Origin of the sequence: Enterobacter sp. CCUG 70166, assembly GCF_020224095.1 — a bacterium.
Lineage (GTDB): Bacteria > Pseudomonadota > Gammaproteobacteria > Enterobacterales > Enterobacteriaceae > Enterobacter > Enterobacter intestinihominis.
The window spans coordinates 1-1,591 of sequence record NZ_NRIQ01000057.1 but is presented as its reverse complement, the minus strand read 5'-3'; the positions used below and the strand labels follow the sequence as shown (position 1 = coordinate 1,591).

1 rRNA gene is annotated in these 1,591 nt (G+C 54.4%); it reads left to right on the top strand.

What is annotated here, in order from left to right:
- Positions 1-2 precede the first annotated feature (2 nt).
- A 16S ribosomal RNA gene (locus CKK19_RS22195) occupies positions 3-1,544 on the top strand.
- The last annotated feature ends 47 nt before the right edge of the window (positions 1,545-1,591 follow it).

Below are 1,591 nucleotides of genomic sequence, written 5' to 3'. Positions count from 1 at the left end.
TTAAATTGAAGAGTTTGATCATGGCTCAGATTGAACGCTGGCGGCAGGCCTAACACATGCAAGTCGAACGGTAACAGGAAGCAGCTTGCTGCTTCGCTGACGAGTGGCGGACGGGTGAGTAATGTCTGGGAAACTGCCTGATGGAGGGGGATAACTACTGGAAACGGTAGCTAATACCGCATAACGTCGCAAGACCAAAGAGGGGGACCTTCGGGCCTCTTGCCATCGGATGTGCCCAGATGGGATTAGCTAGTAGGTGGGGTAACGGCTCACCTAGGCGACGATCCCTAGCTGGTCTGAGAGGATGACCAGCCACACTGGAACTGAGACACGGTCCAGACTCCTACGGGAGGCAGCAGTGGGGAATATTGCACAATGGGCGCAAGCCTGATGCAGCCATGCCGCGTGTATGAAGAAGGCCTTCGGGTTGTAAAGTACTTTCAGCGGGGAGGAAGGCGACAGGGTTAATAACCCTGTCGATTGACGTTACCCGCAGAAGAAGCACCGGCTAACTCCGTGCCAGCAGCCGCGGTAATACGGAGGGTGCAAGCGTTAATCGGAATTACTGGGCGTAAAGCGCACGCAGGCGGTCTGTCAAGTCGGATGTGAAATCCCCGGGCTCAACCTGGGAACTGCATTCGAAACTGGCAGGCTAGAGTCTTGTAGAGGGGGGTAGAATTCCAGGTGTAGCGGTGAAATGCGTAGAGATCTGGAGGAATACCGGTGGCGAAGGCGGCCCCCTGGACAAAGACTGACGCTCAGGTGCGAAAGCGTGGGGAGCAAACAGGATTAGATACCCTGGTAGTCCACGCCGTAAACGATGTCGACTTGGAGGTTGTGCCCTTGAGGCGTGGCTTCCGGAGCTAACGCGTTAAGTCGACCGCCTGGGGAGTACGGCCGCAAGGTTAAAACTCAAATGAATTGACGGGGGCCCGCACAAGCGGTGGAGCATGTGGTTTAATTCGATGCAACGCGAAGAACCTTACCTACTCTTGACATCCAGAGAACTTTCCAGAGATGGATTGGTGCCTTCGGGAACTCTGAGACAGGTGCTGCATGGCTGTCGTCAGCTCGTGTTGTGAAATGTTGGGTTAAGTCCCGCAACGAGCGCAACCCTTATCCTTTGTTGCCAGCGGTCCGGCCGGGAACTCAAAGGAGACTGCCAGTGATAAACTGGAGGAAGGTGGGGATGACGTCAAGTCATCATGGCCCTTACGAGTAGGGCTACACACGTGCTACAATGGCGCATACAAAGAGAAGCGACCTCGCGAGAGCAAGCGGACCTCATAAAGTGCGTCGTAGTCCGGATTGGAGTCTGCAACTCGACTCCATGAAGTCGGAATCGCTAGTAATCGTGGATCAGAATGCCACGGTGAATACGTTCCCGGGCCTTGTACACACCGCCCGTCACACCATGGGAGTGGGTTGCAAAAGAAGTAGGTAGCTTAACCTTCGGGAGGGCGCTTACCACTTTGTGATTCATGACTGGGGTGAAGTCGTAACAAGGTAACCGTAGGGGAACCTGCGGTTGGATCACCTCCTTACCTTAAAGAACCTGCCTTTGTAGTGCTCACACAGATTGTCTGATGAA